Origin of the sequence: Burkholderia sp. Ax-1719 (assembly GCF_011753055.1) — a bacterium.
In the GTDB taxonomy this organism is placed as follows: Bacteria; Pseudomonadota; Gammaproteobacteria; order Burkholderiales; family Burkholderiaceae; genus Paraburkholderia.
Genome location: NZ_VWWJ01000004.1, coordinates 53,069 through 78,543, shown reverse-complemented (window position 1 = coordinate 78,543; position 25,475 = coordinate 53,069). Strand labels below are relative to the sequence as shown.

General features: G+C 62.6%; 22 protein-coding genes. 10 read left to right on the top strand and 12 right to left on the bottom strand.

Annotated elements, in window-relative coordinates:
* Positions 1-136 precede the first annotated feature (136 nt).
* Genes F3J17_RS09895 through F3J17_RS09885 form a run of 3 tightly spaced genes read left to right on the top strand, consistent with a single transcriptional unit; the run spans position 137 to position 2,364 of the window.
* Positions 137-916, top strand: coding sequence for an amino acid ABC transporter substrate-binding protein (locus F3J17_RS09895; RefSeq protein WP_103705218.1), 780 nt, complete (start codon positions 137-139; stop codon positions 914-916).
* Between the two features lie 12 nt (positions 917-928).
* Positions 929-1,606: an amino acid ABC transporter permease gene (locus F3J17_RS09890; protein WP_167056823.1), complete on the top strand. Its 678-nt coding sequence runs from the start codon at positions 929-931 to the stop codon at positions 1,604-1,606.
* Positions 1,606-2,364, top strand: coding sequence for an amino acid ABC transporter ATP-binding protein (locus F3J17_RS09885; protein ID WP_167056820.1), 759 nt, complete (start codon positions 1,606-1,608; stop codon positions 2,362-2,364). Before F3J17_RS09890 ends, F3J17_RS09885 begins: the two co-directional genes overlap by 1 nt.
* A gap of 26 nt (positions 2,365-2,390) precedes the next feature.
* Here the strand turns inward: F3J17_RS09885 and F3J17_RS09880 are convergent, their stop codons facing one another.
* Positions 2,391-3,242, bottom strand: a complete 852-nt coding sequence (locus tag F3J17_RS09880) for a substrate binding domain-containing protein (protein ID WP_345891173.1) — start codon at positions 3,240-3,242, stop codon at positions 2,391-2,393.
* Positions 3,243-3,382: 140 nt separating this feature from the next.
* Here F3J17_RS09880 and F3J17_RS09875 point away from each other — a divergent pair, with 140 nt between their 5' ends.
* Entirely contained in the window at positions 3,383-4,027 is a 645-nt protein-coding gene (locus tag F3J17_RS09875; protein WP_167056817.1) for a glutathione S-transferase family protein, read from the top strand.
* Positions 4,028-4,038: 11 nt separating this feature from the next.
* Here the strand turns inward: F3J17_RS09875 and F3J17_RS09870 are convergent, their stop codons facing one another.
* From F3J17_RS09870 to F3J17_RS09860, 3 genes are all read right to left on the bottom strand, one after another.
* On the bottom strand, positions 4,039-5,718 hold the full coding sequence (locus tag F3J17_RS09870; RefSeq protein ID WP_167056814.1) for an ATP-binding cassette domain-containing protein: 1,680 nt from the start codon (positions 5,716-5,718) through the stop codon (positions 4,039-4,041).
* A gap of 207 nt (positions 5,719-5,925) precedes the next feature.
* Entirely contained in the window at positions 5,926-6,555 is a 630-nt protein-coding gene (locus tag F3J17_RS09865) for a hypothetical protein (RefSeq protein ID WP_167056811.1), read from the bottom strand.
* Between the two features lie 72 nt (positions 6,556-6,627).
* Complete coding sequence (locus tag F3J17_RS09860) at positions 6,628-7,302, bottom strand: TetR/AcrR family transcriptional regulator (RefSeq protein WP_167056808.1); 675 nt, start codon at positions 7,300-7,302, stop codon at positions 6,628-6,630.
* 197 nt (positions 7,303-7,499) lie between these two features.
* Between F3J17_RS09860 and F3J17_RS09855 the strand changes: the two genes are divergently transcribed.
* The 3 genes from F3J17_RS09855 (at position 7,500) to F3J17_RS09845 (ending at position 11,119) form a co-directional block, all read left to right on the top strand.
* Positions 7,500-8,348, top strand: coding sequence for a fumarylacetoacetate hydrolase family protein (locus F3J17_RS09855; RefSeq protein ID WP_167056805.1), 849 nt, complete (start codon positions 7,500-7,502; stop codon positions 8,346-8,348).
* An 84-nt stretch (positions 8,349-8,432) separates the two neighbouring features.
* Positions 8,433-9,389: a VOC family protein gene (locus tag F3J17_RS09850; RefSeq protein ID WP_167056803.1), complete on the top strand. Its 957-nt coding sequence runs from the start codon at positions 8,433-8,435 to the stop codon at positions 9,387-9,389.
* 95 nt (positions 9,390-9,484) lie between these two features.
* On the top strand, positions 9,485-11,119 hold the full coding sequence (locus F3J17_RS09845) for a bifunctional 3-(3-hydroxy-phenyl)propionate/3-hydroxycinnamic acid hydroxylase (RefSeq protein WP_167056800.1): 1,635 nt from the start codon (positions 9,485-9,487) through the stop codon (positions 11,117-11,119).
* Positions 11,120-11,156: 37 nt separating this feature from the next.
* On the opposite strand, the gene F3J17_RS09840 is transcribed toward F3J17_RS09845, so the two are convergent.
* Positions 11,157-12,308, bottom strand: a complete 1,152-nt coding sequence (locus F3J17_RS09840; protein WP_167057740.1) for an MFS transporter — start codon at positions 12,306-12,308, stop codon at positions 11,157-11,159.
* 312 nt (positions 12,309-12,620) lie between these two features.
* Between F3J17_RS09840 and F3J17_RS09835 the strand changes: the two genes are divergently transcribed.
* Entirely contained in the window at positions 12,621-13,853 is a 1,233-nt protein-coding gene (locus F3J17_RS09835; protein WP_167056797.1) for an MFS transporter, read from the top strand.
* 10 nt (positions 13,854-13,863) lie between these two features.
* Here the strand turns inward: F3J17_RS09835 and F3J17_RS09830 are convergent, their stop codons facing one another.
* Positions 13,864-14,361, bottom strand: a complete 498-nt coding sequence (locus F3J17_RS09830) for a YbaK/EbsC family protein (RefSeq protein WP_167056794.1) — start codon at positions 14,359-14,361, stop codon at positions 13,864-13,866.
* Between the two features lie 143 nt (positions 14,362-14,504).
* Here F3J17_RS09830 and F3J17_RS09825 point away from each other — a divergent pair, with 143 nt between their 5' ends.
* Complete coding sequence (locus F3J17_RS09825) at positions 14,505-15,899, top strand: 3-deoxy-D-arabino-heptulosonate 7-phosphate synthase (protein ID WP_167056791.1); 1,395 nt, start codon at positions 14,505-14,507, stop codon at positions 15,897-15,899.
* 100 nt (positions 15,900-15,999) lie between these two features.
* On the opposite strand, the gene F3J17_RS09820 is transcribed toward F3J17_RS09825, so the two are convergent.
* Complete coding sequence (locus F3J17_RS09820; protein WP_167056788.1) at positions 16,000-16,380, bottom strand: hypothetical protein; 381 nt, start codon at positions 16,378-16,380, stop codon at positions 16,000-16,002.
* A gap of 760 nt (positions 16,381-17,140) precedes the next feature.
* Here F3J17_RS09820 and F3J17_RS09815 point away from each other — a divergent pair.
* The gene (locus F3J17_RS09815; protein ID WP_240160885.1) at positions 17,141-18,553 is read left to right on the top strand and encodes an undecaprenyl-phosphate glucose phosphotransferase; all 1,413 of its coding nucleotides are present in this window, start codon (positions 17,141-17,143) and stop codon (positions 18,551-18,553) included.
* Between the two features lie 99 nt (positions 18,554-18,652).
* On the opposite strand, the gene F3J17_RS09810 is transcribed toward F3J17_RS09815, so the two are convergent.
* The 5 genes from F3J17_RS09810 to F3J17_RS09790 all read right to left on the bottom strand — a co-directional run bounded on the left by F3J17_RS09810 (position 18,653) and on the right by F3J17_RS09790 (position 25,309).
* On the bottom strand, positions 18,653-19,465 hold the full coding sequence (locus F3J17_RS09810) for a WecB/TagA/CpsF family glycosyltransferase (RefSeq protein ID WP_167056785.1): 813 nt from the start codon (positions 19,463-19,465) through the stop codon (positions 18,653-18,655).
* A 666-nt stretch (positions 19,466-20,131) separates the two neighbouring features.
* On the bottom strand, positions 20,132-21,484 hold the full coding sequence (locus F3J17_RS09805; RefSeq protein WP_345891160.1) for a hypothetical protein: 1,353 nt from the start codon (positions 21,482-21,484) through the stop codon (positions 20,132-20,134).
* 76 nt (positions 21,485-21,560) lie between these two features.
* Complete coding sequence (locus F3J17_RS09800) at positions 21,561-23,231, bottom strand: glycoside hydrolase family 44 protein (RefSeq protein WP_167057732.1); 1,671 nt, start codon at positions 23,229-23,231, stop codon at positions 21,561-21,563.
* Entirely contained in the window at positions 23,209-24,450 is a 1,242-nt protein-coding gene (locus F3J17_RS09795) for a hypothetical protein (RefSeq protein WP_205194717.1), read from the bottom strand. Before F3J17_RS09795 ends, F3J17_RS09800 begins: the two co-directional genes overlap by 23 nt.
* A gap of 118 nt (positions 24,451-24,568) precedes the next feature.
* The gene (locus F3J17_RS09790; RefSeq protein ID WP_167056782.1) at positions 24,569-25,309 is read right to left on the bottom strand and encodes a polysaccharide biosynthesis/export family protein; all 741 of its coding nucleotides are present in this window, start codon (positions 25,307-25,309) and stop codon (positions 24,569-24,571) included.
* Positions 25,310-25,475: the final 166 nt, after the last annotated feature.

The window sequence follows — 25,475 nt, the reverse complement described above, 5'->3', positions numbered from 1 at the left end:
GGCGACGTTTTCGCCGTTATATTCCACCCGTGTATATCTATAGCGAATCATCGCTTTTGTGCCTTGACGCGCGATCAGTAGAATCTGACGACTCGTTAAACGAGCCCAAACGTCAACCCACTCGCGAGTTTCGACCATGAAAGCCATTCGCTCAGTACTGCTCGCCGCACTCCTGTCGGCGGTTGCCGCCGCGCCGGCATTCGCCGCCGATGAACTCGCCCAGATCAAGTCGTCCGGCGTGTTCCGTGTCGGCACTGAAGGCACGTACGCACCCTTCACCTATCACGACGAAACCGGCAAACTGACCGGCTTTGATGTGGATATCGCCTCCGCCATCGCGCAGCGCCTGGGCGTCAAGCCGCAATTCGTCGAAGGCAAGTGGGACGGTCTGATTGCGGGCCTCGACGTAAACCGCTACGACGCCGTCATCAATGAAGTCTCGATCACCGATGCGCGCAAGGCCAAATACGATTTCTCGACGCCGTATATCGCCACGCATGCCGTGCTGATCGTGCGATCGGACAATACGACGATTCATTCCTTCGACGATCTGAAGGGCAAGAAGTCGGCCAATACGCTGACCAGCAACTTCGGCAAGCTCGCCGCTTCGCATGGCGCGGATGTCGTGCCGGTGCAGGGCTTCAATGAATCGATCGATCTGCTGACCTCGGGCCGCGTCGACGCCACGGTGAATGACTCGCTCTCCTTCCTCGACTTCCAGAAGCACAAGCCGGACGCGAAGCTGAAGATCGCCGCCAGCGACACCAGCACCGCCGACGACCAGTCGGGCGTGCTGATCCGCAAGGGCAGCCCGGCGCTGCGCGAAGCCATCGACAAGGCGCTCGCCGACATCAAGGCCGACGGCACCTACGCGCGCATCTCGCAGAAGTACTTCGGCAAAGACGTTTCGCAATAAGGCGGGTGAACGATGCCGGCATGGCTGCATCTGATGGGGCAATCGCTTTGGCCCCTGCTTTACGCGGGACTGGTCTTCACCGTCCCGCTTACCCTGGCATCGTTCGCACTCGGGATCGTGCTGGCATTCTTCGCAGCGCTCACGCGCCTGTTCGGGCCGCGCTGGGCCGTGGCGATCGTACGCTTCTATATCTGGCTGTTTCGCGGCTCGCCGCTGCTCGTTCAGTTGTTCGTCATATTCTACGGACTACCTAATGTTGGCATCGTGCTCGATCCGCTCACGGCGGCGATCATCGGATTTTCGCTCAACGTAGGCGCCTATAACGCCGAGGTGATTCGCGGCGTGATCGAGTCGATACCGCGCGGACAATGGGAAGCCGCCTATTCGATGAACATGACGCGCGCCCAGGCGCTGCGCCGCGTGATTCTTCCGCAGGCCACGCGCGTGGCGCTGCCCGCGCTGTCGAATTCGTTTATTTCGCTCGTGAAGGACACGTCGCTTGCGGCAGTGCTCACCGTTCCCGAAATTTTTCAGGCCGCGCAGCGCATCGCCGCTGTCACCTACGAGCCGCTGATTCTTTACTCCGAGGCCGCATTGATTTACCTGGTTTTCAGTTCGGTACTCTCGCATGCCCAAGTGAAGCTCGAAGCGCGCTTTGGTCGGCATGCACTGTTTTCTGCGGGGCGGTGATGATCCGGCTCGAACATCTCGGCAAATCGTTCGGCGAGCATCGCGTGCTGAACGCAATCGATCTGACGCTCGCAGCGGGCAGCGTCACGGCGTTGATCGGTCCTTCCGGCAGCGGCAAAAGCACCCTGCTCCGCTGCATCAATCTGCTCGAAATGCCGGACGAGGGCTCGCTCGCCATCGGCGATGCGCGTATCGGTTTCACACCGGGCCGCAGCGTGGCGCGCGCGGAAATCGCCGCCGTGCGTCGACACACAGGCATGGTGTTCCAGAATTTCCAGCTCTTTCCGCATCTCACGGTGATCGAGAACGTCATGGAAGGCCTCGTCACCGTGCTCAAGTGGGACCGCGCGCGAGCGCGCGAACGGGCGGCGGCATTACTGGAAAAAGTCGGCATTGCCAGCAAGGCCGATGCGTGGCCTTCGACGCTCTCGGGCGGCCAGCAACAGCGCGTGGCCATCGCGCGCGCATTGGCGCCCTCGCCTCAGGTACTGCTGTGCGATGAGCCAACTTCCGCGCTCGATCCGGAACTCTCCGCCGAAGTCGTGGATGTACTCCGGCAATTGGCGCAGGAAGGCACGACGATGTTGATGGCAACGCACGATCTGCGCCTCGCGGCTTCGATTGCGCACGATGCCGTGTTTCTCAAGGATGGCGCGATCGTTGAAGCCGGGCCATCTGGCGAACTGTTTGCGCGGCCGCGCGATGCGCGCACGGCGCGATTTGTTTCTACGCTGACACAGACGATTACGCTGTCGTGAGCGCTTTTTCATGAACGCCTGCGCGCCTAGCTCGCCAGGCGCGCCTGCAGAAATTCGATAAAGCGTTGAACCTTCGCGGGTAAAAGCCGGGTCTCCGTGATCGCGTAGATCGGTACGGCGTCACCGTGCCAACCCGGCAGCACGGGAAGCAACGCGCCACTCGCCAGATCGTCCGCGACGACTTCCTGCGGCATCAGCACGATGCCTCTATCGAGGACCGCCAGACGGCGAATCATGCCAACGCTGTTGAGCGCGAAGCGCCCGCTCACAGGCACCGTCATCGAGCGCCTGTTGGCAGGCTTATCGGCATGCATCGTCCATTCGGATGCCTTAAGAATCGTCAGGCATTCGTGATGGACGAGATCAGCGGGCTTCGCGGGTTCGCCTGAGCGCTTTAAATAACCGGGCGAAGCGAAAAGATACGGCGTGAGGCAAGCCAGGGGCCGCGCAATCAATTGCGAGTCTTCCGATTCGCCGATCCGCAGCGCCACGTCAAATCGTTCGCTCACCAGATCGATACGCCGTGAGGTGAGATCCAGATCGAAGCTGATGCCGGGATAAAGCTCGGCAAACTCCACCATGAGCGGCGCGAGATAAGTGACGCCAAAGTCCACCGGCATCGACACGCGCAGCACGCCGCTGGGCTGCGCGAGCATCTCGCCAAGCTGTGGACGGGCACGTTGATGCTGAATCGTCCCGGCAGAGCGCGCGACCAGGTCGGCGCGGACATCGCTACGCGTATCGCCGATCTCGAATCCTACGGCGCGATGGTGCTCGCGAATCCGGATTTCGTCGAACGCATCAAGACGAATGCGCCGATGAACGAAGCGCGTCGGGAGGGCTTTTTTGGCGGCACGGAAAAGTTTTATACGGACTATCCGACCTTGATGGAGGCCAATGCCGGTTGAGTAGCCATCTCGGGCCCGCCAGGCAGAGATTAGAATGCGAATCCGGATTCACGCAGCAGAACACTCTCCCTGGCTCGCCGGGATCGTGGCGGACATAAAAGGAATCGACGATGAAGCTGTTCTACTTTCCCGGCAACGCAAGCATGGCGCCTCATTTCGTGCTTGAAGAAATCGGGCTGCCATTTGAGCTGGTATTCGTCGATCGCGACCAGGAAGCACACAAATCCGCCGACTATCTCAAGCTCAATCCGAATGGATTGATTCCGGTATTGGTCGACGGCGATCTCGTGCTGTACGAGACCGCCGCGATTTGTCTGCATCTCGCCGATGCGCATCCGGAGATGAATCTCGCGCCGGCTTTGGGCACGCCGGAACGCTCGCGCTTTTATACCTGGTTGATGTGGTTGACCAACACGCTGCAGGCTACGTTGCTGGCGTATTTCTATCCGGAACGCTGGGTGGATAGCGGCAACGCTTCAGGCGCGGAGCAAGTGAAGGCTCACGCGGAGTGGAAAATCGGCAGTTTGCTCGATCAACTCGAAAGTCAGCTGGAGGCAAGCGGTGGCCCGTGGCTGCTCGGGCACCACTATACGGTGCTGGACCCCTATGCACTGATGCTCTGCCGATGGACGCGCCAGTTCGCGAGGCCTGCGCGCACGCGGCCCCTGCTTGGCGCGTATCTACAGCGTGTGCTTGAGCGACCGGCGGTCCAGCGCGCGTTGAAGACCGAGGCGCTGGACTATCCCTGGGTGTAAGCGCGCTCGGCTCAGGCGCTAACCTTCTGCTCGCCAGCAGCCTGTTCGCGCATGCGGCGGGCCTCTTCGCGCAGGAACTGCTGGTAGTCGTCCAGATCGCCGTCGAAGGGCTCGACGCCACCTTTGGTAACGAGCCAGAACTCGTCACACACCGCGCGCAACAGGGAGCGGTCGTGACTGACCAGCAACACGGTGCCTTCGAATTCGTTGAGCGCCACACCCAGCGCTTCCCGTGTAGAGAGGTCCAGGTGGTTGGTCGGCTCGTCGAGCACCAGCAGGTTGGGCCGTTGCCAGACGATCATGCACAACACGAGGCGCGCCTTTTCGCCGCCGCTCATCGTGCCGACCGCCTGATGGACCATGTCGCCGCTGAAGTTGAAAGTGCCCAGGAACGTACGCAGCGATTGCTCGGTGCCGCTCTGGCCAGGCGCGCGCATGCTCGGCGGCGTGTCCTTGGCGAGGCGGATCATGTGTTCCATCGGCGTGTCGAGCGGACGCAACACGTCAAGTTCCTGCTGCGCGAAGTAGCCGATGTTCAGGCCCTTGCCTTCGCTGATCTCGCCGCCAATCGCCTTCAGTTCGTGCGCCACCGTCTTCACGAGCGTGGACTTGCCCTGACCATTGGCGCCGAGAATGCCGATGCGCTGCCCCGCCAGCACGGACCGGTTGATGCCGCGCACGATGACCGTCGGCGGCGTGCCCTCGGGTGCGTCGGCCGGCGCCGGGTAGCCGAAGCTTGCGTCCAGCATCGACAACAGCGGGTTCGGCGTGTTGAGCGGCTCCTTGAACTCGAAGCTGAACTCCGCATCGGCCAGCACGGGGGCGATCTTCTCCATGCGTTCGAGCGCCTTGACCCGGCTCTGCGCCTGCTTCGCCTTCGAGGCCGTGGCCTTGAAGCGGTCGATAAACTTCTGCAGGTGGGCGATCTTGTCCGCCTGACGGGCCATCGAGGCCTGTTGCAGCGCCATCTGCTCGGCGCGCATGTCTTCGAACTTGCTGTAGTTGCCGCCGTAACGCACGAGCTTGGCGTTATCGACGTGCACCGTCACCTGCGTCACCGCGTCGAGGAATTCGCGATCGTGGCTGATCACGACCATGGTGCCCTGATAGCGCTTGAGCCAGGCTTCGAGCCACACCAGCGCGTCGAGGTCCAAGTGGTTGGTCGGTTCGTCGAGCAACAGCAGGTCGGACGGGCACATGAGCGCGCGCGCCAGTTGCAGACGCATACGCCAGCCGCCCGAGAAACTGTTGACCGGCTGGTCGAGCTGCGCGGCGCTAAAGCCCAGGCCCAGGATCAGCGCCTGGGCGCGTGCGGTGGCGTCATGCGCGCCGGCGTCGTGCAGCGCCATATAGGCGTGCGCCATGCGCATGCCGTCGTCGCTGGCCTCGGCGGCGGCGACTTCGGCCTGTGCGGCCAGCATGACGGTGTCACCCTCGATGACGAAGTCGGTCGCGCTCTGCTCCGTCTCCGGCATGTCCTGCGCGACCTGACCCATCTTCCACGCGTCGGGAATCGAGAACTCGCCGCTATCTTCGTGCAGCGTGCCGTTGAGCAGGCCGAAGAACGACGACTTGCCGGCACCGTTGCGGCCAACCAGGCCGATCTTTTCGCCGGGGGTGAAGGTGACGGACGCGTTGTCGAGGACGACATTGACGCCGCGGCGCAGGGTGACGTTACGGACGGAAATCATAAGGGGCTACTTCGGAGAGGACCCGCATGATAGCCCACTGGGCGGCGAGGGTTGGGTTTTTCTGGGTGAAACAGGTGCGAAGAGGGGGTGGACGCAGGCGCTCAGGGCGTTGCGAATGCGGGGTCAGGACTGTTGATGAGTGAGCGGTGAAGTCCCGAATAGGGGCTTATGCGTGCTGCGTGTGTCACGCGTATCTCCCGTCGATTATCAAGCAACGGAAATGAAATGGATTTGATTTACCGCTTCTCGATAACCCAACAAGACTCCGACGGCAACTACGAAGAGCAACGCACCCCGAATGACTGTTTTTCTGGAGCGATAATAAGTCACCGCTTCAAAATACAGTAACGTGAAAACGGTTACCAGGCCTTGTATGGCTAGCGTCGCCAGATATCTGTCGAGATTGATCCCGTGCTGGTACGGCACCCAGTCAGCCCCTTCATTTATTCCCAGATTGAAATTCGAAGGCGTGAGGTAATCGTAGCAGTACCATGTCACCATCGAAATCACGGGCACCGACAGCCCGATGAAAATATACGCGTACCGGCCGATCCACGGGTGAAGAACACGCATCATCACCCCCTGGATTAACTGGGATGAGGAAAACACAACGAATACACCCAGCGGGGCAATGAGGCCGATTAACAGGGGGATCAAAGCCATCATCATCACGGCATTACCCTTTGACCGGTTTGGGTTTCCGTGAACTAAGTCGATTAACACCAGGGAAACCCAAATAGCAATAGACAAGGCTAGCGCAACGAAAACTGCGATCCATAGCAGGCTTTCTCCAAATAGATATCTGGAAGTGGCTTTTTCTTCGCCCGCAGTGTTCATATCCCGCCCTAAATAGATTTTTGGCTGTTTTCACTTCAATAGGCGAGGCTTAACGCCACCCGTCGCTCTGACCTATTGACCCACTCCCCGCTCAAAAACCGCCCCCTGCGGCTCCCCACAATCCGCAATGGGCGCAAACGCCAGCGCGTGCGCCTCCGTGTGCTGCACCCCAAACCCCAGCAAAAGCGTGTACATCACCTCTTCGGTGTAATCCTGCGGCGCTTCCCCTGAAAGCAGCGTCTCGATCCCATACATGATCGCGCCCAGCGAGATATCCCGCGCCACGCTCACGTGGCCGATGCGAAACCGCCCCGCATCGATCGCCAGTTGCAGATCCCGCGTCAGATACTCATCGAGCAGGCGCCCGCGCGACCCGCGCCGCGTTCCCACCCGCGTGATAAACGCGCCCCACAGCGGGTAGCGCGCCGCCATCGTCATATACAGGCGCGAGCCCACCACCAGCCGCCGCACCGGATCGGCCTCGGCCAGCACCAGCGGATCGATCACACCCAGCACCTGGTCGCTGCTTTCACCTGCGACCGCCACCAGCAACTCGCCGGTCGTGCGGAAGTAGTTGTAGAAGGTCCCGCGCGCGACCCCGGCCGCGGCAATGAAGTCGTCGATGATCGGCAGATCCGGGCCTTTTTCGGCGAACACGCCCAGCGCCGTCTCGATCAGGCGGTTGCGCGTCTTCTCCCGCCGCGCGGCGCCCACGCGGCTCTGATAGTTCTCTTCTGTTGCGTCCATTTGCATCCTGTTGGCGGCGGCTTGCAGCCCGATCGGCCTGTGCTTTGTCTCCCGCCATTCTAGGGTTTGTCCTGAATCGAATCTAGTTGACGATTTTGTCAAAACGCCTAGTATACGAACTGACAAATTCGTCAATTCAAAGGGAATCGAAGCAGATTCGACGCCCTGAACGAACCCAGCAACGTCCGGAGACACACATGCGACTGGTAAGTTTTGAGCTCAATGGCAAGACGGCAATCGGCGTCCGCGAGGCCGATCACATCACGATCATCGGCAATGAAACGCTGGAATCCGTGCTCGCGCGCGGCGTGGATCTGGTCGAATACGCGCGCCAGAACGCCACCGACAAGCGTGTCGCCATCGCCGACGTCAAGCTGCTTCCGCCGCTTTCGCGGCCGCCCAAAATCATTTGCGTCGGCCTGAATTTCTCGGATCACACGTCGGAGAGCAACTACGCGCAGCCCGACTACCCCACGCTGTTCTTCCGCGTCGCGACGAGTCTGATCGCCCACGATCAGCCGATGATCCGTCCGAGCGTGACGGATTCCGCGGGCCTCGATTACGAGGGTGAAATCGCCGTGGTGATCGGCAAGGGCGGCCGTCATATCGCGCGCGCCGAGGCGCTGTCGCATGTGGCCGGTTATTCGCTCTTCAACGATGGTTCGGTTCGCGAGTATCAGTTCAAGACGCCGCAGTGGACGGTGGGCAAAAACTTCGACGGCACCGGCGCCTTCGGTCCCGATCTCGTCACCGCCGACGAACTGCCGCCCGGTGCAAAGGGGCTGCGCCTGGAAACACGCCTCAACGGTCAGGTGGTGCAATCCGCCAGCACCGATGAGATGGTTTTCGACGTCGAAAGTCTCATCAGCATCATCAGCGAAGCCATCACGCTCGAAGCCGGCGATGTGATCGTGTCGGGCACGCCTTCGGGCATCGGCTGGGCGCGCGAGCCGAAGCTGCTGATGAAGGCGGGCGACGTGTGCGAAGTCAGCGTCGAGAAAATCGGCACGCTGCGCAACGTCATCGCTGACGAGGCGGCCCGCTAGGCCGCGAGCGTCACAACGAAGCAAAACCGCAAACAGGTCGCAAGACAGCCCGCCACCCGAGCGGGCCACCTGCAGGAGACAGTCATGACCACAAGTCAGGATACCCAGGCAAGCAACGCGCATCACGATCCCGCGAGCATCCATTCCATCGACCATTTCGCGCTTAACGTGCCCTCGCTCGATGAAGCTGCGCGCTTCTTCGACAGCTTCGGCTTGCGGGTCGAGCGCAACGGCGGGCCCTCGCCGGAACTTGCGCTTTACGCGGCGGACGGGCATCGCTGGGCGCGCATTCTGCCAGCCGATCACAAGTCGCTCGCCTGGCTCGCCTTCAACTGCTACGCCGACGATCTCGACGCCCTGCGCGCCCAGGTGGCCGCCACCGGCTGCGCGGTATTGCAGGATCACGGCAGCGACGGCTTCTGGTTTCACGATCCGGACGGCAATCTCGTGCAAGTGAAGGTCGGCAGGAAGACCAGCCCGTCGGTCAAGATGCCGTTCCAGCTTTCCGGCAGCGCGGCGGATACGCGCGGCTCGCATACGCGTTCGCAGGCGCTGATCGTGCATCCGCGTCGCCTTTCGCATGTGCTGCTGTTTACGCCCGACGTGCTGCGCGCGCTGGACTTCTATCACGCCGCGCTGGGGTTGCGCCTCTCGGACAAGTCGCGCGACATCATTGCTTTCACGCATGCGCCGCACGGCAGCGACCATCATCTCGTGGCGTTCGCCAAAAGCGCCGCGCGTGGCTGGCATCACGCGGCATGGGACGTCGATAACGTCAACATGGTGGGCGAAGGCGCGTCGCAGATGGCGGCTGCGGGCTACGCGAAGGGCTGGGGCACGGGCCGCCATGTGCTCGGCTCGAACTACTTCCACTACGTAGAAGATCCATGGGGCTCGTTCTGCGAGTATTCCGCCGATATCGACTTCGTTTCGGCGGGCTCGCAATGGCCGGCAGGCGATTACGATCCCGAAGACTCGCTCTATCTCTGGGGTCCCGCCGTCCCCGAAAACTTCATCAGAAACACCGAAGCGCCCGTCTAGCGCCACGCGGTCAAACACGTCTCACAAACACAGATTCATGGCTGCCGGCCTCGCCGGCGGCCAGGGCATCACTCGTTCGTTCGAAGGTGAATAACATGGTTTCCCAGAACATTCTCGATGTCGTCGTCGTGGGTTATGGCCCGGTCGGCCAGACGCTTTCCATTCTGCTCGGGCAGCGCGGCTATCAGGTTGCGGTGTACGATCGCTGGCCATCGCTCTACCCGTTGCCGCGTGCGGTCTTCCACGATCACGAAATTCGCCGCGTGTTTCATGCTATGGGGATTGGTCAGGATGTCGAATCGATTTCGCAGCCGTCCGCCACTTATCAATGGTTCAACGCGGACTGGAAAACGCTGGTTGAAATCGACTGGTCGTCAGAGTCGATCAGCGATGGGCCGGTCGGTTATCTGTTCAATCAGCCCTCGCTTGAAGCTTTGCTCGACAAAAAGGCAAAGTCATTGCCGACGGTTGCCGTTCATCAGGGCTGGGAAGCGATCGAACTGCACGAGCGCGCCGATCATTGCGAGCTGACGCTCGAACGCGTCACGATGCAGGATGGCAAGGTCACGCGCAGCGGCGAAACGCAAACCGTCAAGGCGAAATATGTGATCGGCGCGGATGGCGCCAACAGTTTCGTGCGCAAGTCGTGCAACATCGCCTTCGAGGATCTGGGCTTCCAGGAGGACTGGCTCGTCATCGACCTGAAACCGCATGAAGGCGTGAAGCTCGATGTGCCCGACATCGGCCAGTGGTGCAATCCCGCGCGCCCGACCACGATGGTGCCGGGCGGCCCGGGTTATCGTCGCTGGGAATTCATGCGCCTGCCGCATGAGACGCGCGAGGACATGCAGCGGCCCGACAAGGTCTGGGAACTGCTTTCGCCCTGGGTTGGCCCCGATCAGGCGACGCTCGTGCGTTACGCGCTCTACACCTTCCGCTCGCTGATCGCGGACAACTGGCGCAAGGGTCGCGTGCTGATCGCCGGCGATGCGGCGCACCAGATGCCGCCGTTCATGGGCCAGGGCATGTGTTCCGGCCTGCGCGACGCCTGGAATCTCGCCTGGCGTTTCGATCTGGTGTTGCGCGATATCGCCCCGCCCGCGCTGCTCGACGGCTACACGCCCGAGCGCCGTCCGCAGGTGCGCGCGGTGATCGATGCGTCGATTGCGATGGGACAGGTCGTCTGCACGTCGGACCCGCTGAAGGCCGCCGCGCGCGACGCCGCGTATCTGGCCGGCGACGTGCCGCCGCTGCCGCCCTTCCCTGGACTCACCGACGGTCTGATCGTTCACGCACAAAATAGCGCCGATGGCGGCATCGCCGGGCAATTGAGCGTGCACGGTCAGGTGCAAAACAACGGCGCAACGATGCGTTACGACGAAGCGGTGCCGACCGGCTTCCAGGTGATCGGGCTCGATGTCGATCCGCACGCATGGCTGGATGACGCGGCGCGCAGCGCACTGGACAGACTGGGCGCGCAGACGATCGGCGTGACGCACGATGCGTCGAAAGCCGCGGCGAACCGCGTGCTCTACGACGTCAGCGGCAAGTATCAGCGGTTCTTCGCGCAACACGATGCGAAGATCGTGATCGTACGGCCGGACTACTATGTGTTCGGCGCGGCGCGCACGCCGGAAGAAGCGAATGCGCTGGTGGCTGCATTGATCGCAGGCATCGGGCTTGATCAGGCTGAGACGGAATCCGCATCACGCGAAAGCGCGCTCGCCTGATGTTTGAACCGGGCGGCGTAACGCGCCGCCCGATGCCTCACGCCATCGCCCCGAACCGCCGATCGCGCAACACCGACAAACCAAGCGCCAGCAATCCACACGCGGCGATCAGCACGAGCAGCGCTCCCTTGCCGCCGTGCACGAGCACCCAGCCGCCCAGCGCGGGAAAACCGAACGCCCCCACGAAATACGCGGCGACGAACCACGTCAGCGCCGCGCGCCGATGTTCGGCGATCGAATCGTTGACAGCCTGCAACTGGACGATCGGATACGCCAGCCCATAGCCCGTGCCGAGCAACACCGCCGACGCCGCCTGAAATCCCGCGTGATACGGCACCGCGAACATCGCTGCGCTGCCCAGCACCATCATCGCCAGTAACACCTTGGTCGCGGTCGCGGAACGCAGTTTGATGACGAGGCGCGAGAGCAGCCAGCGCGTGGCCACGACCGTTACCGTATAGACGCTGAAAAACGTGCCCGCCTGCGCGTGCGTGCCGTTCACGAGCGAACCTTGAAACGTCATCAGCCCCGAGAACACGCAGCCGCCCAGCGCGATGATGATGACGGGATACACCACGCGCGTGCGGGCCACTGCGCCGATGCTCTGCAACCAGCTATCGCGCTGCGGTTGCACGCGGGCACGCCGGCCGAAGGCTTCGAGCGACACCGCCGCGATCACACACAACGCGCCAATGCCGTACAGCACGCCATCGAGCGGCACGCGCCACCAGCGAATCGCGAAGGCGGCCAGCGCCGGACAGCCGCCAATGCCCGTCATCTGCACGGTCGCGTAACGCAGGAACCACAGGCCGCGATCGGCGTCGTTCGTGCGCTCGGCGAGCGCCATGGGCGCGGCGAGGCAAAACGCGCCCCAGCCGAAGCCGACCAGAAAACCCGGCAACGCATCGACATCGCCTACGCGCCCCGCCGCCGCGAAACTCGCCACGCCCGCTCCCACCGCCAGCGCCGCGAGCGCCGCCATGCGCGCCGCGCCGATGTGGCGGACGGCCCAGCCGGTAAGCGGCACACCGATCAACGTGCCTAGCGCCGCGCCTGCCAGCGTCACGCCAGTCTGAAAATCCGTGCCGCCCAGCAGGCGCACACGCATCGAAAACAGAAACGTCGCCCCATAGCCGGCCGAAGCCAGCAGCACACCAACGAGCATGAACAGAGCGTTGAAAGGGCGCACGGGAGCGAACCGGTCGAGGGAGAAAGCCAGCAGCTTAGCAGGCACCGCAGCGAGCCTTGTCGAAGCGACCCTTTTTCGATCTCAAAGGTTACCAAATGGTTAATTCTAGCCATTCAACGAGCACCGAAACGAGATGGCCAACCCTTTGAAAATTCGCGTTTATTACCGCTTTTGCAATGCTCCATTGCGGCATTTAAAACGAAGAAAAAGCACTCACGTAAACCCCTATCGGTAACTACTTGGTTAATTTCATACACTGCGGGCTTCAGTACGGAAGCTGCGGCGTCACGCCGCGGCAAAGCAAGACCTACGATGAATACCCGCCTCTTCCCGCCCCGGGCGCAAACTGCCGCGCCCACACGGCACACGACCCACAGCGTGCTCGCCATCATCGGCATCCTGCTGGTTGCCGCGAATCTGCGCGCAGCGGTCGCCGCGCTCTCGCCGATCTACGATCTCATCTGCAAGAGCTATCTGGTCTCGCCGCAAGCCCAGGGCGTGCTTGGCTCGCTGCCGGCGCTGGCGTTTTCGGTGTTCGGCTGCTGTGCGCCGGCGATCAACCGGCGGCTCGGCCTGGAGCGCGGCATCGCGCTGGCCATGCTGCTGGTCTGCGTGGGCGACGTGGGCCGCGCCTGGCTGTCTGGGTCAGTCTGGAGCCTGGGCGTGTTTTCGCTGATGGCGCTCGGCGGCATGGGCATGGCCAATGTCCTGCTGCCCGCCACGATCAAGCGCTATCTGCCGCAGCGCGTCGGCGCGATGACGGCGGCCTACTGCATCATGTCGGCCATCGGCGCGGCGGCGCCCTCGCTGCTCGCGGTGCCCGTCGCGCATCTGTTCGGCTGGCGCGTCTCGGTGGGCGCCTGGTCGCTGCTGGCCGTGGCGGCGGCGCTGCCCTGGCTCCTGCTGCACCGGCCGCAAACCACTGCACCCGGCGCACGCGATGGCGGACTCACGCGGCTTGCGCTGCGCTGGCCGCAAACATGGGCGCTGGTGGTCGTATTCGCAGGCGGCGCATGGGTGATGTACGCCCTGCTCGCCTGGCTGCCCACGATGCTGGTGCAAACGGCCCACGTCGCCCCGGCTCACGCGGGCGCGATGCTCGCGCTGTATAGCCTCGTGGGGCTTGCGCATAACCTCGTAGTGCCGAATCTGCTCGCCACGACACGGCGACCCGAGCGCGTGGTGATCGTCGCGGCAGCTTGCACGGTGACCGGCACGCTGGGCCTGGCGTATTGCCCGCAGCTGGCGCTGCTGTGGGTGATTCCGGCGGGACTGGGCGCGATGGCGATCACCATCGGCCTTACGCTCATCAATCTGCGCAGCCGCACCGAAAGCGGCACCACGGCGCTTAGCGGCGTCATGCAGGCGATCGGCTATCTGATCGCTTCGGCGGGACCGTGGATGACCGGCAAGCTGTATGCACTAAGTGGCGGCTGGCTCGTGCCCTGCTGGCTGATGGCGGCCACTGGCGTGCTGATCGGCATCGCGGGTTTCGCGGCGACGCGCCAGGGGTTTCTGGAAGACCGCGCCGGGCAGGTGCAATAAGCGCTGGCGCTCAGTTTTGTCGCGCCGGCACATCGATCCAGCGGATCGCGTGCCCGACGCGCTGGCAAAAAGTCTCCAGCGTGCGCCGTGTGAGCGACACGGTCACCGCATTGTCGAGCGGATGAAACAGCACGCGTTCCTCGGCCTGCAAGGCCGTGTCGATCACCAGCGCGATCTCCTCGTCCGTGTCATTGGCCAGCGCGAGCGGGCTGAGCGCGCCCGACCATGTGCCAAGCTTTGCCTCCAGATGCGCGGCGTCGGCAAACGACAGCCGCGACGATTCCAGATGGCGCGCCAAAGCCTTTAAATCGACGCTTTTGCTTGCGGGAACAACGAGCAGGTACAACCCGTTTCGATCGCGGATCAGCAGATTCTTGCAGATCGCCCCGGCCAGCCCCGACGCCAGCGCATGGAATTCGTCGACGCTGAATACGGCGCGGTGCGTGCGCACGTCGATCGGGTCGCCGCAGGTATTGAGCAGGTCGAGCAGGTCCGCGGTGTTCAACATCGATGAAGTCGCTCCAGGTTGGCGCGCCGCATCTGCGGTAACCTTGAAAGCGGGCGCAGATTCAGCCGCTTGAATCTTGCAATTCTTATACCATCGATGCATCGCCGGCTTCGCGAAACGCCGGTCTTTACGTGCGCACCCGCATGACGCTGCCTCCGCCGCCTCTGTTGCTCGCTGAAACGCTGCTCCGCGTCGAGCGGCGCTATCGCCTGCCGCCGCTCGCTGCGCCCGCATCGCTAACCGACGCCGACACCCCGGCCACGAAGCTCGCCGTCGCAATCGAAGCGGCCCGCAAGGCGGTGGCCAGCGCCCATGTACCGGATGCGGCGCTCGAACGGCTGTTCGTCGATGCCCTCGCGCAGATGATCCGCCAGGCGATGCGCGAAGACGGCGGCGACGCCATGCTGCAGGCCACGGTGCTGCGCCACCGCGAAGCGCAGGTGCGCGAATACGCCGAACTCGCCGCCAGCGCCGATCAGGACCGGCGCACGATCCATGCGTCGGTCAATGCGATCGCCCATCCGGCCAAACTGGAACGCCAGCCTCCCGGCGCACAGCGCGATGCGCTCGCGCGCCTGCAGGCGGCGGCATCGTCCGCCGCGTGGCCGGAACTGAAACGCGAACTGGCCACGCTGCACGCAAGCCCTGAAATCGCCGCGTCCCCTACGCTCGCGCGCGATATCGCCAAACTTGCGGCACAACCGGCGCTCGCCCATCTGCTGCGGCTCGATACGCTCGCCGCCAACGAGCGCGTGCGCCAGTACCGCGCCTTGCTCGATCGCAACGGCCCACGGCCCGGCAGCGCGCAGGCCATCGCACAAGGCACGCGTTCGCAGCAGCGCGGCGCGGCCGTCGAAATGCTTGCCATGCAGGCGCTCGATGCGCTCGCCCAGCGCCTGAACGCCGCCGATCCGGCCGGGCCGCCCTATCGCGTGGTGACCTCGATGCGCGTGCCCTCCGCCATTCCGGGCAGCCACGAACGCGCCAAGACCGAGTGGGACGCCGTGCTGCTCGAACGCGCGCCGGCCGCCGCCGCCCATGCGGGCGAAGAAGTCTGGAACATCCGCCTGTTGCTGGAAGCCAAGGCCTCCGTCGATGCGGCGACGACCGATCTGCCTCGTCTGCTGCGCGGCCTGCGTCTGCTTGCACACGCCGATGTGGACCGGTTCTACGGATTCGAAACGCAGCAAGGCCACGTCAAACTAAACGGGGCGTCGCTGCACGCCCTATCGACCGACGACGCCGCCTTGCGCCACGCCGTGCTCTATTGCTGTGACGCGCCCGCCGAAACGCCGCCGCGCCTGCTGGGCGCCGCCAGCCGCATGCAGCTTTTATCGGCGCACCCGAGCGTCGGCTTCGCCAATGCGCTGGCCGAGCACCGCAGCGCCAATGCCCACGCGCTCGCGCCAATCTGGCAGGCGCTGCTGGAGTCGCCGCACTGGCATTCGGTGCTGCATCAATACCCGATGCTGGGTCAGGTCCGCGACCTCATGGTCCACACCGACGATCTGATGGCGGCGATCCGCTCATTGCCCTAAACGCGTTTCACACAGGAATGCGAAACATGGCAAGCCTGATCGTTTCAATCCGCCTTTACTTATATTGCAGCGCGAACCCTTCGCCCGATTGACCCGGCCATCAATTACAACCCATTGACGTGCAATAGTGGGTATAAACCACGCCATTGCCAGCCATGCCGGAAATCGTGCGCGTGCCGTTGCCGTAATCGGTTACGGTTTCGTTCCAGAGCGCGCCATCGGGCGTCACGCCGCTAAGGAATGAGGTGCTGCCAGCCGTGGTCGGCATGCCGTCGGACTGAGCGCCCGTCCTCGGCGGTTTTTCATTGATTGGCGTGGTATTACCGAAATGCTGCACCGTGTAATTATTGCCGGATTCGTCGATGCAATCCTGAATCACGTGGCTACCCGAACAAACGGCAGGCGCGTCGGGCGCCGCGGCGTTCGCCGTCGAAACGCAGGCCATGACGGCCATGCAAAGACTCAGTGCGATACGCTTCAATTACGGCTCCGGCAAAGGGGCGCGTCAACATGACGGCCCGCAGATTATTCAGATGGACGACGCCTCTAATAACGGCGCGTGGCATTGTAACTTGAGCCCTTTCTTCCGCACGCATGGCGACCTCGTGCGAGCCTGGCGCATCTGGAATCCGGCGCAAAAACATTCGTCGGAATAAAACGCTTTGGATTTGAAAGAAAAACGTTTGCGCATGCTCGAACGGCTTAATGATTCGTCCCAAACCGCGCAGTCGTTTTCAAAAAAACGACACGCGCGCATTCCGATTTCCGCGCGCTGAAATTACGCGCGATGACACGTCGTGACGAATTGGCGACACATACTGATCTTTTTATCGCAGCTTCCAATTGAGCTAAGCAAAATACATAAGTCGCTGGTAAGATGAGCGCGAATATTGGATGGCAGTGTGCTGCTCCGGAATATCGGCCCGAATCCAGACCACTCGGGTTGCCGGATAGAACAGCATGCGCCATCGGCCATCGGGGAAAGGCCATCCGCCCGTATGCGAGAACACAAGGCGCGCCATTCAAAAGAGTGCGCCCGTTCGCAACATACATCCGAGCGCAAGTCGTTCAGGCTCAAGCTGTGTTGTGCAGGCTAACCGCCCTGCCACCGCTTGCGGCATCTGGCGATTGCTTCGCGCAGACGTACTCCCCATGCACCACTTGAGCCCCGGCTACGGTTTCGTTGCCGGGCCCGATGAACGCTGTCGAGTCGTTAGCTGCACGAACCAGCCGAAGCCGCCATGTCCACCCAGTCTAGCCACCATCATCGCCTTTTCATGGCGCTGGCCGGCGGCCTAAGCGCGACCCTCAATGCGGGCGCCTTGCTCGCCTTGTTGCCGCCGCACGTTGCTGGCGGCGAGCTGCTCTATTTACGCGTGCTTGCGGGCCTGCTGGCCGTTGCCGCGTTCATCCTGTTCGCGCGCTTTCACCTGCTGTCCAGCGCACGCGATCTGTGGTGGATGCTCGGCCGCGGCGCGCTGCGCTGGGCGCGCCTGTTCGTGGCCATCGCCTTGCTTGCGCTTCTCGCGCGTCTGGGCGGCGAAAACGGTCTCGTGCTGCTCGCCAAATGGGCCGTGATTGCGTTGCCCCTGCAACTGGTCGGCCTCGCGGTGCTGCGCGGCGCAGCCCATAGCATCAACAATGCACCCGGAAACCAGCGCGACGCCGTGTTCTTCGGCATGGGCAGCGAAGCGCGCAAGCTGAACCTGCGCCTGCGCCGTTCGCCGATTCTCGGCGTGCGCGTGATCGGCTATTACAACGACGCGCCCGTGGTGCCGCGCGCCGGTGAAACGCTGCCGCCGTATCTGGGCCGCTTCGCCGACGCCACCGCCCGTATTCAGGCCAACGATTTCGAAGTGGTATTTATTGCCACCGGCAAGCTCGACGCCGAAAACATCACCAACGAGATCGTCCAGCAACTCTACGATTCCACGGCGGCGATCTACTTCGTGCCCGAATCGCGCTTTGTCGAAGATCTCGCGACTTACAGCACGGATCTGGCCGGCGTACCGCTGCTCGCCCTGCACGACATGCCGATCCTCGGCCTCTCGCGCATGCTCAAGCGCACGGTCGACCTCATCGGCGCCATCGTCATGTTGCTGCTGCTTTCGCCGGTCATGATCGTTATCGCGATCCTGATCCGCCTTGATTCGCCGGGCCCGATCCTGTTCCGCCAGTTGCGCTACGGCGAACGCGGCGAACCGATCGTGGTGCACAAGTTTCGTTCGATGCGCGTCTTCACGCACGACGAAGAAGCGGCCAATGAGGGTGTCGTGCATCAGGCCGTCGCGGGCGACGACCGCATCACGTCGATCGGCCGCTTTTTGCGCCGCAGTTCGCTCGACGAACTGCCGCAATTCCTCAACGTGCTGGGCGGTTCGATGAGTCTGGTCGGCCCGCGCCCGCATGCGGCCGAGCACAACGAACTGTATCGACGCCTGATTCCCGGCTACATGCTGCGTCATAGCGTAAAGCCCGGCATCACCGGCTGGGCGCAGATCAATGGCCTGCGCGGCATCACCGACACGCCCGACAAGATGCAGCGCCGCGTCGAATACGACCGCTACTACATCACGCACTGGTCGTTGTGGCTCGATCTGCAGATCCTGATGCGCACGATTCCCGAGATCATCTCCGGTCGCAACGCCATCTGATGGATGGAACGAGGCCTGAAACACGGCCTCAAATACAAAACGCCGGTGCCTGAAAAGGCACCGGCGTTTTTTGTTACGCGCTGACGGAGCAAGCCGCGATCAGGAGCGGCCCAGACGCCATTGACGCCAGCAGATGCGAATAAAGCGACGATCGTCGACCAGATAGCGGCGCCACAGACGCGCCGGGTCCTGCATGATGCGCCAGCACCATTCGACGCCCGTACGCTGCATCCAGACCGGCGCGCGCTTTTGCAGACCGGCCGCGAATTCAATCGCCGCGCCCGCGCACAGCATCAGGCCGCCGGGCATCGACGCTGCGTGACGCAGCGCCCAACGCTCCTGCTTCGGCATGCCGATGCATACGAAAATGATATCGGGCGCCATCTCGCGCACGCGTTCCGCAATCGCATCGCCTTCCGCGCCGGTCGGATCGAAATTCATTGAAGGCGCGATGACTTGCATATCGAGGCCGGGATAATGCGCGGCGATCCCGTCGATCAGCGTCTGCTCGTGCCCCGGCATACCGCCTACGACGACCACTTTCCAGCCATTCACGCGCGCACGTTCGCACAAACCCGGCAACAGGTCCGCACCCGTCACGCGACCCGGCAACGGCATGCCGAACATGCGGCTCGCCCACACCACGGGCATGCCGTCGGCGAACAGAAAGTCGGCGGTGCGATAAAGCGTCTTGAGGTCGGGTTGCTGGTCGAGGCGCACGAGGTGGTCGACGTTCGGCGTCACCGCCACGCGCGCGCGGCCATCGCGTTTGAGCGCAGCGTCGCACAACACGTCGAGCGCGGTGTCGAACGAGACCGCAGCGATATCAAGTCCGAACAACGCGATACTGGGCAGGGAATCCGCCCGCGCGGCCGCCTCTGGCGCCGCCGTCTGATAGAGCGCAGTGCTCATTGTTTTTGTAGCCCCGACTTCCCGCCCGGATGCGACACGCACGCGCGCCCGCAAAGCGGGCTCGCGACATAAAGCGCGATTCGTCCGACGTGATGTTGTTTGGTCTCCTGGCGATGCCAAGAAGCGTTTGGTTTTATTCGCAAAAAATCTGCAAACGAATAGTACCAGCGCATCTCAAAATGCGCGCGGCCTGTCGTGTTTTTTCAGCGACAAACTTAAAAGAAAAGACGGGCGTGCGCGATTGAAACATGACGGGTCATATTTCAATTCATCAGAGGAAACAGAAGAAGCGCGCGACAATCGTTCTGGGCACGCAGAGAAAAATACGTAAAACCCCTGAAAAACCAGCGTGCCCGGCGCGCGCAGCGCATTCGAAGCGCGAGACGGCTAACTTCGCTGCTGCCGCGAAATGTTCGGTAAGGGAGTTTCCCTATCGTGTTGGCTACACGTAAACGATTAGCGCAATTTAAAACGTCGGGGCGGCGCAAGGTAAATCCGGCAATATCGACCGATCCGCCTTAATATCCGAATAAAGCAAACTCGCTAACGTTTGCGCGCACAATAAAATCGCTTTTTTCTTTGGTGTGCGCTTCAATTACTGCCCAGTTGCGCGGTGCGACCTGGCTCGATGAAAGAGCCGGATTGCACCGCGACTTCCGTATTCGATCAGTTACCCGCTGCCGGTTTCAGCCGGGCGCTGAGCTTGCGCCACAACGCCGCCAACGGTGCGACGCCCAGCAGCCGATGGGCGGCCCACGCGGCAATCGCGCCATTCACGGCCAGGGCGAGCGACGCCGCAGCCGCCGCGCCCACGCTGCCGCCCAGCGGCGCGAGCACCGCAAGACCAATCAGCAGCACGGTCACCGAATAGAAGTTGATGCGGTACAGCACGGACGTGTGCGCCGTCATGCCGAGCAACTCCGGCATCGCGGTGAAACAGGCGGCCGCCAGTTGACCGAGCGCGAGCACGCGCAGCGCGGTCGCGCCCGCGCCGTAACCTGCGCCAAACAGCGCGAGCAGGCGCTCCGGAAACACCAGCATGCAGGCCGTAAACGGCAACGCGAGGCACAGCACGATACCTACCGCCTGCGCCGCGCTACGCTGCAGGCCTTCGATATCCTGACGCGCAAAGAGGCTCGCGAAACGCGGCGCAGCCATGCCCGTCACGCCGCTGATCAACAGATTGACGACCAGCGCGAGCCGCCATGCGAGCGCGAACAGCCCCGTCTCGCGCGACGTCGCGACGATGCCCAGCACGATAGCGGGCGCGGACGTGATCAGCAGCTTGGTGAATTCCAGTGCGAACAGCGAAAGCCCCGGCTTGACGAGGTGCGGAACGTCGCTGGCAGAGGGACTGCCCGCGGGCACGACGGCAAGCGCGCGCTTGAGCAGCACGCCCCCCACCACGGCGGTCAAGGCGAAGCTGGCCGCAATCAACATCAGTGCGTGCTCGACGTTCATGGCGCCCAGCAGTTGAAGCGGAATCGCCACAACGCAGAAAATCGCCGGCCACAACCACGAATAGATCATCTGGCTCAAGCCCACGCGCTGCAGCCCCGCCAGCGCTCCGGCAAACGCACCGCCCACGTTTTGCGGCACGAACACCAGCGCGCCCAGCACGAGCGGCCATGCCAGATCGGGCTTCTTCAGCACATGCTGCGCGAGCAGCGCGGCGCTCGCCGCCAGCAACACCGACACGGACACCGACGCCAGCACGATCAGCGTCAACGCGCGGCGGATCGCGGGGCGCACGGCGTGAGCGCGCCCCGATGCCATGTCCATGGCGATCTGGCGCGTCAGCGCCTGATCGATGCTCAAGCGGCCGAACCCCGCGAGCGCCACCATCGTGCTGAACACGATATAGAAGTTGCCGGCCTGGATCACGCCCAGCGCGGCGGCGACCAGCAGATGGAAGCCGTAGCGGCTGGGCAGGTCGAGCAGGCGCACGCCAAGGCTGATCAGCGAGCCGCGGACGATCGAAGCGCCGCTTGATGCGGGCGCGGTTTGGGTGTCGCTCACGGGCGGTTTTTCCGGTGGCAGAAATCGTAAAAGGTCAAAGCGGACAAGCGGGTAGTCAAAGCAGGAACTCAGGAAATCAGGACGCCCCGCCGTGCAGCACGAACAGCGTCACGCTTTGCGGCGGCAGCGTCGCCCGCAGCACACCGTTGGTGTAATGCACGTCCTGTGCGCGCGCGAGCTGGTTATTCGCAAGCTGCCAGTTCTGCGCTACGCCATTTGCCGCGAAGTTCGCAATCGAAATCGCGGTTTCGGCGGAATGGTCCAGCTGCTTGTTGATGACGACGAGCGTGAGCGCGTGATCGCTATTGCGCAAGGCCGCGAACGCCGCCACCGTATCAGGGTCGGGCACGTTTGCGGCAACGCTGGTCGCGCCAAACGCACCGCCCTTGCCGTCATAGTTGCGATAGAGCTTGATCGCCTTGTACACCGGCATCGACGCATCGATCGTGCCCCAACGTGTAGCGATATCGAGCCCTTCGCGCCCAAAGATGCCGAGCAGGTCCGCCTGCGCCGTCGCGCCGCTCATGAGCGTTTCGCCGCCCCAGTTGTACTCGGTCAGCGCGATGGGCGTGCCTGGGTAGTAGTACGTATCAACCCAATGTCGCATCAGCGGAATCAAAGCCACGACGCTGTTGATCCACGTGGGGTCCGTATAGTGCGGGTCCCACAGATCGCGCGTTGAGCGATTGCGCTTGAGCGCGAGGTCGTTTGCATTCGACGATCCATTCGCGGCGTTGCTATCCGTGTATTCGCCGCCTTGCGGGTAGAAGTGCAGGCTGAATACATCGACGGGATGCCCCGCCGCTTTCCATTGCGAAAGCAGCCACGGCACATAGTCCATGCCCTGGGTTTCGTTTTCGCGGTCGGGCGCGTGATCGTAACCGTGCGCGGCCGCATTCTGCTGATCGAAACCGCTATGGAAATAGCCGGCCCAGCCCCACTCTTCCGGCGCCACCACCTTCGCATGCGGGTCGGCCGCCTTCACCGCACGCGAATACGTCACGACCTTGTCGGCGATTTCGCGCGCGTGCGCGCCGGTCGGATGCACGTCGCGATGAACCTCGTGCCAAAGGCTGGGTTCGTTATCCATCGCGTAGTAACGCACGCCGCCCGCATTGGCATTGCCAAATTGCGCGACCAGCGCGGCCACGCGCGCCTGTTCATTCTGCGCATCGTCGGGCACGGTTGCGTCGTTCGGATCGTTGCCCGTGATCGGCACGTCGCCCGCGGCCATGCCATTGCCCGCGTCGGTCAAACCGTCGACGTCGTGATTGGGCTGCGGGCCATATTTGGCAATCGAAAAACTCGCCAGCGACTGACGCTGCGGGCCGAGCTTCGCCACGCGCCCCAGCATCGGAATCGTCACGATGGGCGTGGCGCCGCCCGCCTGGGTCAGCGTCACGAAGCGATCGCCAAACTGGTCATTGATATCGGTCGCGCTCACGCCGACACTTTCGAAATACCAGTCCTTGCCCGCATTGCGTGCGTCGAGCCGCCAGTTATAGGCCGATGCGCTATTGCCGCCCGAACGGTTGATCGGCACGCGCAGATCGCGCAGCGTTGCCGTATTGCCGAAGTTGATGCCGTAGATCAGCGGGCTGATGGGATGACGGTTCGCCGCCGCATCCACGGCAATGGCGACTGGCGCGGTGCCGGAGGTCGCTTCGGTGCACGAGGCCAGGCCCGCAATCAGCAACGCGGCCGCAAGCGGCGCGATGAGGGTTTTAGGGCGTCGCGTGCGCGGCATGGTCGCTCCGGGAATCGGCGTCATGAACAGGAATGGCGTAATCGATGTCTTCACCCAGTTTGCCCGCGTGCCAGACGTAGACGAAAATTGCGAGAATCACCGTGGTCTCGCCCGGCGTCAGCGTGGGCGGGTAGAAGAACGAAATCACCAGAATATAGACGAGGTAATCGAACAGCGCGCCGAGAAAATCGTCCTCCACCTTCGCGCGCAGGCGCCGGTAGAGAAAGAGTCCGCGCAGCTGGAAAAACAGCAGGATCGTCGCGCCGATCACGCCGTACTCGAACACAATGCCCAGCCACGTGATGTCGGCCAGAAAAAAGAAGTGGTGAAAATAGTCGATCAGGCTGTCGCTGCTCGTGGGGCTGATGGTGCCCACGCCAAACAGCCAGCGCATGGGGTCGCTGCCGAGAAAGCCCGAAGCAAGCTGGATCGAAATACGCCGCGTGTCGAAGCCGTTTTCCGAACTCAGATTGAACGTGGTCGCCAGATAGCCCGCCGAGAAAACGCCCACGAGCGCAAACGGCGCACACACCAGCAGCCCAAGACGCGCCATCGGCCGCGCCCAGACGAAGGCGTTGATCACCAGCACGCCCATGATGCCGATAATCATCGCGCGCGTTTTGACGATCAGCAGCGTCACGGCGAACGCCACTGCCGCGCCGAGAAAATAACCCAGATGCCGCTCAAAAAAAGCGCGCCGATAGCAGAAAAACAGCAGGATGATCGGGAAGTACATCGACATGCGAATGCGATGCCCGCGCGAATCGTTCGTGAAAAAGGACGCCTGACCGACCACGTAACTGCCGCTATACCAGCTGTCCGGCACGATGACCGCCATCACGATCAGTGCGCAGATCACGATCGCGCCCGCGACGACGAAACTGCGCTGGAGTTCGTGCAGCGTCGGTTCGAGTGTCAGCAGCAGCGCAAGGAAGGAAAAGAAATAAAGTAAAGGCAGGAGTTTCACCTGCGCTGTAATACTGGTGAAAAAACCTTCGTGGAAATAAAACATCGCGGCGAAACTCGGAAACAGCACGAGCCACGCAAAGCTGATGAGAATCTGCCGGGTCACCGGAAAGCGCGGATAGCCCGCCAGCCGGAAAGCGGCGGGCAGCGACAGGATCGGAAACGCCTTCGACAAGGCCCACAAAGGCGCAAGCGTGCTGATGTAGTGAAAGGTCTGGCCGAACAGCGGCAACAGCGCGAGCAGCCATAGCATGACACGCGCTCTGGCCGGTTCGGCTGAAAAGACAGGGGGGAGCGCGGCCTGCGACGAGGCGGTTTCCATTTCGTACAAAGTGTTCTGCCCGGAAAGACTTCCTCTGCCCTCGATACCTTTAATACAGGATGTGATTGTTCGAAATCGAGTAGTCGAGGCTGCGATTGAACGGCAACACCTTGTCGATGTACTGGTCGACCCACTGATCGACTTCGGCGATCGACGACTTCGGCACGAAGATCGTGTCCGAGGACTGCAGCACGACGTCCTGATTCGAATCGCCCTGATGCGTGAGCGAATCCAGATTGATCGTGTGCAGCATCGGGCGGCCGTCCGGGCTGCGGCGGATCAGCACGACTTCATTGGTGCGCGCCGTGTCGAGCAATCCTTGCGCGGCGATTACAGCCTGCAGCACGCTCATGCCTGGGCGCAATTCGACTTCACCGGGTTTGCCCACCTGACCGCCCACATAGACATGCGAGGAAGTCTGCGCGATGGCCACCGCCGCGTGCGCATTGCCCGTCACGCCATTGGCCGCGAGCGCCTTGTTGATGTTCTCGCCGAGTTGCACGACCGAAAGACCCGCGGCCTGCAGCGTGCCCGCGAATGGCATCGTCAGCGTTCCGTCCGGCGCGACCGGGCCGCGATAGTTGAGCTCGCCATTGAACGGCAGCAAGACGGAGAGTTCGTCGCCGGGCTGGATGCGATAAATGGAAGGGGTCGAATCGACCCATTTGGCGAAGCTGGCGCGCTGCTGGTATTGAGGCTGCACCCATGTCTGGGAACAGGCGGTCAGCGTCAGCAGCACCAGACCGAGAGCCGGGCGAAAAGTCTTCATCGAGCGTGTAGTGCGTGTCATGGATGGCGCTGACTGGCTATTCCCGCGGCGCAAACGATCAAGATCGGATCGAGGCCGAAAAGTGTCATCAGGGAACGACAGGGACCGCGCTAAATTTATAGAAATACAGACTGAGGCATGTTTTCTTACGTATTATATGCGCCTTCGGTATCTAACTTGTGGGCCG

Bases quoted from the DNA above. Each gene is read 5' to 3' on its own strand.
- F3J17_RS09790 (WP_167056782.1), bottom strand. From the start codon at position 25,309: ATGACACGCACTACACGCTCGATGAAGACTTTTCGCCCGGCTCTCGGT.
- F3J17_RS09895 (WP_103705218.1), top strand. From the start codon at position 137: ATGAAAGCCATTCGCTCAGTACTGCTCGCCGCACTCCTGTCGGCGGTT.
- F3J17_RS09890 (WP_167056823.1), top strand. From the start codon at position 929: ATGCCGGCATGGCTGCATCTGATGGGGCAATCGCTTTGGCCCCTGCTT.
- F3J17_RS09795 (WP_205194717.1), bottom strand. From the start codon at position 24,450: ATGCTATGGCTGCTCGCGCTGTTGCCGCTGTTCGGCCAGACCTTTCAC.
- F3J17_RS09850 (WP_167056803.1), top strand. From the start codon at position 8,433: ATGACCACAAGTCAGGATACCCAGGCAAGCAACGCGCATCACGATCCC.
- F3J17_RS09855 (WP_167056805.1), top strand. From the start codon at position 7,500: ATGCGACTGGTAAGTTTTGAGCTCAATGGCAAGACGGCAATCGGCGTC.
- F3J17_RS09885 (WP_167056820.1), top strand. From the start codon at position 1,606: ATGATCCGGCTCGAACATCTCGGCAAATCGTTCGGCGAGCATCGCGTG.
- F3J17_RS09865 (WP_167056811.1), bottom strand. From the start codon at position 6,555: ATGAACACTGCGGGCGAAGAAAAAGCCACTTCCAGATATCTATTTGGA.
- F3J17_RS09800 (WP_167057732.1), bottom strand. From the start codon at position 23,231: ATGCCGCGCACGCGACGCCCTAAAACCCTCATCGCGCCGCTTGCGGCC.
- F3J17_RS09825 (WP_167056791.1), top strand. From the start codon at position 14,505: ATGACGCTGCCTCCGCCGCCTCTGTTGCTCGCTGAAACGCTGCTCCGC.
- F3J17_RS09860 (WP_167056808.1), bottom strand. From the start codon at position 7,302: ATGGACGCAACAGAAGAGAACTATCAGAGCCGCGTGGGCGCCGCGCGG.
- F3J17_RS09835 (WP_167056797.1), top strand. From the start codon at position 12,621: ATGAATACCCGCCTCTTCCCGCCCCGGGCGCAAACTGCCGCGCCCACA.
- F3J17_RS09845 (WP_167056800.1), top strand. From the start codon at position 9,485: ATGGTTTCCCAGAACATTCTCGATGTCGTCGTCGTGGGTTATGGCCCG.
- F3J17_RS09810 (WP_167056785.1), bottom strand. From the start codon at position 19,465: ATGAGCACTGCGCTCTATCAGACGGCGGCGCCAGAGGCGGCCGCGCGG.
- F3J17_RS09870 (WP_167056814.1), bottom strand. From the start codon at position 5,718: ATGATTTCCGTCCGTAACGTCACCCTGCGCCGCGGCGTCAATGTCGTC.
- F3J17_RS09815 (WP_240160885.1), top strand. From the start codon at position 17,141: ATGTCCACCCAGTCTAGCCACCATCATCGCCTTTTCATGGCGCTGGCC.
- F3J17_RS09830 (WP_167056794.1), bottom strand. From the start codon at position 14,361: ATGTTGAACACCGCGGACCTGCTCGACCTGCTCAATACCTGCGGCGAC.
- F3J17_RS09875 (WP_167056817.1), top strand. From the start codon at position 3,383: ATGAAGCTGTTCTACTTTCCCGGCAACGCAAGCATGGCGCCTCATTTC.